The organism is Actinoalloteichus spitiensis RMV-1378 (assembly GCF_000239155.1).
Taxonomy (GTDB): Bacteria; Actinomycetota; Actinomycetes; order Mycobacteriales; family Pseudonocardiaceae; genus Actinoalloteichus_B; species Actinoalloteichus_B spitiensis.
Map to the genome: position 1 here is coordinate 1 of NZ_AGVX02000263.1, position 6,614 is coordinate 6,614.

The 6,614-nt window shown below is 73.2% G+C and carries 8 protein-coding genes; 3 read left to right on the top strand and 5 right to left on the bottom strand.

Annotation, left to right across the window (positions count from 1 at the left end):
• From ACTIDRAF_RS0212755 to ACTIDRAF_RS0212775, 5 genes are all read right to left on the bottom strand, one after another.
• On the bottom strand, positions 1–472 hold a 472-nt coding region (locus ACTIDRAF_RS0212755), incomplete at its 3' end, for an SRPBCC family protein (RefSeq protein WP_016699131.1).
• 69 nt (positions 473–541) lie between these two features.
• Positions 542–961, bottom strand: a complete 420-nt coding sequence (locus tag ACTIDRAF_RS0212760) for a DUF3151 domain-containing protein (RefSeq protein ID WP_016699132.1) — start codon at positions 959–961, stop codon at positions 542–544.
• A gap of 90 nt (positions 962–1,051) precedes the next feature.
• A complete protein-coding gene (gene fbaA / locus ACTIDRAF_RS0212765) occupies positions 1,052–2,086 on the bottom strand; it encodes a class II fructose-bisphosphate aldolase (RefSeq protein WP_016699133.1) in 1,035 nt (344 codons plus the stop codon).
• 382 nt (positions 2,087–2,468) lie between these two features.
• Positions 2,469–2,762 (bottom strand): YciI family protein, encoded by a 294-nt coding sequence (locus tag ACTIDRAF_RS0212770; RefSeq protein WP_016699134.1) that lies wholly within the window; start codon positions 2,760–2,762, stop codon positions 2,469–2,471.
• Between the two features lie 318 nt (positions 2,763–3,080).
• Entirely contained in the window at positions 3,081–3,362 is a 282-nt protein-coding gene (locus ACTIDRAF_RS0212775; RefSeq protein WP_157163009.1) for a hypothetical protein, read from the bottom strand.
• 333 nt (positions 3,363–3,695) lie between these two features.
• On the opposite strand from ACTIDRAF_RS0212775, the gene ACTIDRAF_RS0212780 reads away from it, so the two are divergent.
• From ACTIDRAF_RS0212780 to ACTIDRAF_RS0212790, 3 genes are all read left to right on the top strand, one after another.
• Complete coding sequence (locus tag ACTIDRAF_RS0212780; RefSeq protein WP_016699136.1) at positions 3,696–4,292, top strand: SigE family RNA polymerase sigma factor; 597 nt, start codon at positions 3,696–3,698, stop codon at positions 4,290–4,292.
• Between the two features lie 534 nt (positions 4,293–4,826).
• Positions 4,827–6,056 carry an N-acetylglucosamine-6-phosphate deacetylase gene (gene nagA / locus ACTIDRAF_RS0212785; RefSeq protein ID WP_016699137.1) on the top strand — a complete coding sequence of 410 codons (1,230 nt, stop codon included), beginning with the start codon at positions 4,827–4,829 and terminating at the stop codon, positions 6,054–6,056.
• A gap of 36 nt (positions 6,057–6,092) precedes the next feature.
• Positions 6,093–6,353, top strand: a complete 261-nt coding sequence (locus ACTIDRAF_RS0212790) for a hypothetical protein (RefSeq protein ID WP_016699138.1) — start codon at positions 6,093–6,095, stop codon at positions 6,351–6,353.
• Positions 6,354–6,614: the final 261 nt, after the last annotated feature.

Consider the following 6,614-nt stretch of genomic DNA (forward strand, 5'->3'; position numbering starts at 1 on the left):
GGGCGACCGCGAGCCGGAGGCTGCGCCCCCCCTGCCGCATCGCCCACTGGTGGTTCGCGGCGAACACCGGTTTCACCAGGGTGGACAGGTTCCGGAGGAGGGGCTTGTCCGCCCGCACCCGCCAGTCGAAGCGGACCTCCGTCTCGGTGGGGGTCAGCTGCCGCAACCTCCACACCCCCCGGCCGACGAGGTCGCCACTCGCCGTCAGCGAGCAGGTGTCCCGCCCCACGGACTCCACGGTGAGCCGCCAGCGGAGCGTGTAGGGCAGCCAGCCCGTGGTGTGGAGGTCGTAGACCGAGCCGACGGCCGGGGGCGCGTCGGGCGGGGAACCGTCCACCCGGTCGACCGTCCGGTACACCGACGGCCACCACTCGGGCAGGGTCATCGGGTCGAAGAGGACCTCGGCGATGTCGGCGACGAGACCGGGCACCTCCCACCTGCTGTCGAACGCGTAGTCGTTGTCCGGCAACACCCATCGCTCCTTTCGGGCGGTTCCCACCCCTGGGCGACGCCAGCGCGCCGCTCCGGCCGGCCGCCTCGGTCAGTCCCCCGACAACCCGGTGGCGACGGCGGCCTCCGGGTCGGAGTCCACCAGGAACTGGCGGCAGCGTTCGAACTCGTCCTGCTCACCGATCCGCTCCGCCGCGAACGCGAGGGCGGCCAGTGCCGACAGGAACCCCTGGTTGGGCCGGTGACGCCACGGCACGGGGCCGTGCCCCTTCCACCCGGCTCGGCGCAGCTGGTCGAGACCCCGGTGGTAGCCGGTCCTGGCGTAGGCGTAGGCGGCGACCGGGTCGCCCTGCTCCAGCGCCCGCTCGGCGAGCGCCGCCCAGGCGGCGCTGAAGGTCGGGTGAGCTCGCGCCACGTCCCCGGGGTCGGTGCCGGAGTCCAGTTCGGCCTGGGCTTCGGTGAACTCGGGCAGCAGTGTCGGGTCCGGACCGAGCAGATTCGTGTGGCTCATGACGGCATTCTGTCGGGCCGCGCACCACCGGCCCGCTCCGCCCCCCGCCCCGGTCCCCGCCGGGGGCACCGGGGCGGGGGCGCGGGCGGCTCAGCCGGCGATCATGCGACCGGCGGAGTGCAGGTTCTCGCAGGCGTGCGCCACCCGGGCCGCCATGCCCTGCTCGGCGGCCTTGAGGTAGCTGCGGGGGTCGTAGACCTTCTTGTTCCCGACCTCACCGTCGATCTTCAGCACGCCGTCGTAGTTGCTGAACATGTGGGCCGCCACCGGACGGGTGAACGCGTACTGGGTGTCGGTGTCGATGTTCATCTTCACGACCCCGTAGGACACGGCCTCGTGGATCTCCTCGAGCAGGGAGCCGGAGCCGCCGTGGAAGACGAGGTCGAAGGGCTTCGAACCCTCGGGGAGGCCCAGTTTCTTCGAGACGACGTCCTGGCCCTGCTTGAGGATCTCGGGGCGGAGCTTCACGTTGCCCGGCTTGTAGACCCCGTGCACGTTGCCGAAGGTCGCGGCGAGCAGGTAGCGGCCGTTCTCACCGCTGCCCAGGGCGTCGACGGTCTTCAGGTAGTCCTCCGGCGAGGTGTACAGCTTGTCGTTGATCTCGTTGTCGACGCCGTCCTCCTCACCGCCCACCACACCGACCTCGATCTCCAGGATGATCCGGGCCTCGGCCGCCCTGGCGAGCAGGTCCCTGGCGATCTCCAGGTTCTCGTCGACGGGAACGGCCGAGCCGTCCCACATGTGCGACTGGAACAGGGGGTTCTCCCCCCGGTTCACGCGTTCCTTGCTCACCTCGAGCAGCGGGCGGACGAAGCCGTCCAACTTGTCCTTGGGGCAGTGGTCGGTGTGCAGCGCGATGTTCACCGGGTACTTGGCCGCCACCACGTGCGCGAACTCGGCCAGCGCGACGGCGCCGGTCACCATGTCCTTCACCTTCGTGCCGGACAGGAACTCCGCGCCGCCGGTCGACACCTGGATGATGCCGTCGCTCTCCGCCTCGGCGAAGCCGCGCAGCGCTGCGTTCAGTGTCTCCGACGAGGTGACGTTGATGGCGGGGTAGGCGAACTCGTTCGCCTTGGCCCGGTCCAACATCTCCGCGTAGACCTCTGGGGTGGCGATGGGCATCGGTCTCCTCCTCGGGGCGTACCTCTGCGCGACGTCGACGGGCGACGCGGAACCCTGGCGTTCCGTGCGCGTGAATCCTAGGGGCTGCGGGTCGGCGAAGGTGACGTGAACTCCTCCGCCGCCCAGGCGGGCGACACGTTCCGCGCGAGATCAACATAACGGGTGGCGGGAACGATTCAGCCGGGGAGGGCGAGCGAACCGCCGGCACGACCCCGACCTCGGAGGCCCCGTTCGCCCGAACGGCGGCCACCACCCGGCCGGACGGCGCATGCGCCCGACCGATGGTGCCTCGACCGGCGGGGGACCCGGCTGGCCGTGACGTCGCGATGCGACGTCCACCGGGGGAACCCGGGCTCCGAGCGGACACCCGAGCGGGGGGGGCTCAGCTCCCCGGTGCCGCGAGCCAGGCCCCGAGCACGGGGGTCCACTCCTGGACCCGGGTCTTCGTGATCACCCCGGCCGGGGTGTAGGGGTCCGCCGAGAGCACCTCCCGCAGGGCCGCCTCGTCCGGCACCTCGTAGACGAGCAGGGCACCCGTGTCGTCCGCCCAGGGCCCGGCGGCGAGGAGGACCCCCCGCTCGGCGAGCGCCGCGAGGTAGTCGCGGTGCCGGGGGCGGGCGGCGTGTCGGGTCTCGGTGTCCGCGCTGTACGAGAACTCGACGGCGAAACGGGCCACGGGTACCTCCCTGCGATCGTTCGCTGGACCGTACCGCGCGGGCCCTCCTCCCCCGGCGCCGCCCACACCAGCCGCCGGCACCGACACGCGCGGGACCCGCGGCGACCGAGATCACAGATGCCCACCCGTCCACGTACGCAGGGTGACCACGGGCCGTGGAGCGCGAACGGGAACGGCGGAGATCGACCCGCCGGTCGACCACGCGCATTCCGCACACACCCGACAAGCCGCGCCGAAAACGAAAAAAAGAGGTTTTGGCAGGCCGCGCGGGCGACCTGCCAAAACCTCAGGAAGATTCCTCGTCCGCTACCGAATAAATCAGTAGTCGATCGAGACGTACTCGAAGCCGCCGTACTCCACGTCGTAGTTGACCTTGACCTTCACGCTGTACCAGTCAGCCGCCTCGAAGCGGAAACGGGGACCCCAGCCGTGGCCGTAGCCGTGGTTGTTGCCGTGGCCGTGGCCGTAGCCGTGGTTGTTGCCGTGGCCCTTGCCACCCTCCTGCTCGCCGGCCAGGGCCGAGGGGGCAGAGATCAGCAGGGGCATGGCCACGGCGGCGCCGACAACCAGAGTCCTCGCGACGTTCTTTCCGATACGCACAGTCCCGACCTCCGTCGAATTGCGGTGATTTCCCGGCTGGCCTGTTGTTCCCCAGCCAGAAACCATCGTGCGGCAGCCCGGTTGCACCGGCCACGGGAGGCAGGCCAATTCCCTCTACCCAGTGAAGATCGGATTTCTCCATGATTTTTTCCGCCGGAGAGGGCACCGTGGCCGAATTCCGCGGACGTCGGCGTGCCTCGACGGCACCTGACCTGGCCGATCCCCTCCGCCGACACCGGACACCGCCGGCGGCCCGGGGACGCGTCGCCCCGCGGGCCCCGGCTCGCCGGTCTGGGTTACGAACACCCGGCGTACCTGGGTAACGTCTAGCCCGTGGGTGTGGAGAGGTTCCGCCGGGGGTCCGGCGCGACTGAGCGATCGGTCGAACGCACGTTCGGTCACCTCAGGAAGCTCGACACGTCCGGACCCACCGCCCCCCAGACGCCGTTGACGCTGGAGGACCTCTACCGCCAGCACCGGATGCGGATGGTGCGGCTGGCGATCCTGCTGGTCGACGACATCTCCACCGCCGAGGACGTGGTCCAGGAGGCGTTCACCGGCCTGCACCGGAACTGGTCGGGTCTCCGGGACGCGGCCGCCGCCGTGGGCTACTTGCGCACCGCCGTCGTCAACGGCAGCCGCTCGGTGCTGCGACGCCGCAAGACCGCGCGGGAGTACGTGCCACCGCACAGCCCCAACGCCCGCTCGGCGGAGTCGCTGGCCATGCTGACGGCCGAGCACCAGACCGTGGTGCGCGCGCTCGCGCAGCTGCCGCCCCGGCAACGTGAGGTCCTGGTGCTGCGGTACTACGGCAACCTGTCGGAGGCGGAGATCGCGGAGGCCACCGGCATCTCGAAGGGCACGGTGAAGTCGACCGCGTCCCGCGCCCTCGACGCCCTGCAGGCCATCCTCCGGCAGGGCCAGGGCTGACCCCGCCCCACCCGCTCGGAGCCGGCTCCCCCTGGCGCCGCCGCCCCCGAATCCCGCCACCGGGTGTCGTGGTGCTCCTCCACGTCCTGGCCGGCGAACGCTGGCCAGGCCAGGTGCTCCCGGCGCGACCAGGACGTGCTCACGGGGTTCCAGCCCCGGACGCACGACGGCCTGGTCACCGTCGTGCCGTCCCCACCAGCCACGACATGGGCGGACTCGGCGAGGACCTCATGACGGCGTCGACCCCTAGCCCCGAGGACGACGCCGAGGTCCCCAGCAGCCCCCGTCGCCGCGCCGCGCCCACCACCCGCCCGGAGGACCGGCGGCCCCGCACCCGCCCGCAGGGCGCCCCTCTGGCACCGGCCTCGGTTCCCTCCGCTCGGCGCGAACCGGTGCCCTCCGGGCCCGCCGCGGCCGCTCCGGGTGCATCCGCTCAGTGGAACCACTCGCCATCGGCACCGCCGGTGGTGTAGACCACTAGGCGGCCGGGCTGGTCGCCTCGCGACCGCCGACGTTCGTCCTGGGGAGCACGCAGTGGGTGGGACGCCTTCCGACGTCCGTGGTTCGGCCAGCCGGGCCAGCACGGTGTCCACGCTGGTCACCGGTGGCAGGGTGATCACGCCGCAGGGTGTGGTGGCCGGGTGGGTCGCGATCGACGGCGGCCGGATCACCGCCGTCGGTGAGGGCCCGGCGCCCGCCGCCCGCTCGGTGGTGGAGGCCGCCGGCGGCTGGGTGGTTCCCGGTTTCGTGGACATCCACTGCCACGGCGGCGGCGGCGCCTCCTTCACCGAGGGGACCGCCGAGGCGGTCTCGACCGCCGTGGACGTCCACCGGGGCCACGGCACCACCACCCTGCAGGCCAGCCTCGTCTCGGCCGCACCCGAGGAGCTGGTCCGGCAGATCGGGTCGCTGCGCCCGGCCGTGCGCTCCGGCCTGCTGGCCGGCATCCACCTGGAGGGCCCGTTCCTGGCGGAGGGGCGGTGCGGAGCCCACGATCCGGCCGCCCTGCGCGCGCCGGAACCGGAGCTGGTCGACCGGCTGCTGGCGGCGGGCGAGGGCACCGTGCGCATGGTGACACTGGCGCCCGAGCTCCCCCACGCCCTGCCCGCCGTGCGCCGTCTCGTCGAGGCCGGGGTGCTCGCGGCCGTGGGGCACACCGACGCGACCGCCGACCAGGCGCGCGCGGCGGTGGACGCCGGGGCGCGGGTCGCCACGCACCTGTTCAACGCCATGCGCCCGCTCCACCACCGCGAGCCCGGGCCGATCGCGGCGCTCCTCGACGACGACCGGGTCGTGGTCGAGCTGATCTGCGACCTGGTCCACCTGCACCCCACCGTCGCCCGGTTGGCCGCCCGGTACGCCGGCCCGGGGCGCACCGCCGCCGTGACCGACGCCATCGGCGCGGCCGGTGCGGGCGACGGCCAGTACGTGCTCGGCGGGCTCCCCGTCACCGTGACCGGCGGAGTGCCCCTGCTACCGGGCGGGGCCCTCGCCGGCAGCAGCCTGACCATGGACCGCGCCTTCGCCAACCTGGTCCGGGGCTGCGGCCTCACGGTCGAGGAGGCCGTGCACGCCACCTCGACCACACCGGCCGCGCTGCTGGGCCTCGACTCCTCGGTGGGAGCGGTGCGCCCGGGGCTCGACGCGGACCTCGTGGTGCTGGACGAGGAGTTCACCGTCCGAGCGGTGCTGGCCAAGGGAACCCGCGTTCCGCCGGCCGGCAGGTCCGACGAGGCCGCGCCGGTCGGACACCCGTCAAGGTGACGATCACGTCGGGGACGGCTCGGTATCCTCCCTCACGTGGGAGATCCGTCGGATCCGGAGCAGGTGCTGTCCAAGGCGTTGCGCGCGCAGGCGCTCCAGGCCCGGTCCGACCCCCCAGCGCCGCCGGAGGACGCCACCAACCCGCCGCCGGACGAGACGGCGACCCAGCGCGGGCTGCGCCCCAGCGGGACGGACCAGCCCCCGAACGGCGGGCGGGACCTGGCCGTCGTCGCGGGCATCTCCCTCGGCCTCGGTCTGCTCTGCGGGGCCGTCGCCGGCGTCATCACCGTGCTCTGAGCCGCCGTGCCGGCCCGCCGCCCCACCGCCCGCCCCACGCCGGACCACGTGGTCGAGCGTGCCGCCGCCCGCCAGGTAGTCCCGGTGGGCGGGCCCGACGTTCGGTCCCGCGCCTTCCGGCCGCGACGGGGCCGTGGTCCACTGCCGGCGGGCGCCAACCCGGTGCGTCCCGACCGGGAGCCGACGCCCCGGTACCGGGGACGGCGCCCCCCGGGTGCCACCGGTGTGCCCCGGGGGGGGCGGGTCACGGGAGGGCTGGGG

Excerpts from the sequence above, each read along its gene's own strand:
- ACTIDRAF_RS0212760 (WP_016699132.1), bottom strand. The coding sequence starts at position 961 with ATGAGCCACACGAATCTGCTCGGTCCGGACCCGACACTGCTGCCCGAG.
- fbaA (WP_016699133.1), bottom strand. The coding sequence starts at position 2,086 with ATGCCCATCGCCACCCCAGAGGTCTACGCGGAGATGTTGGACCGGGCC.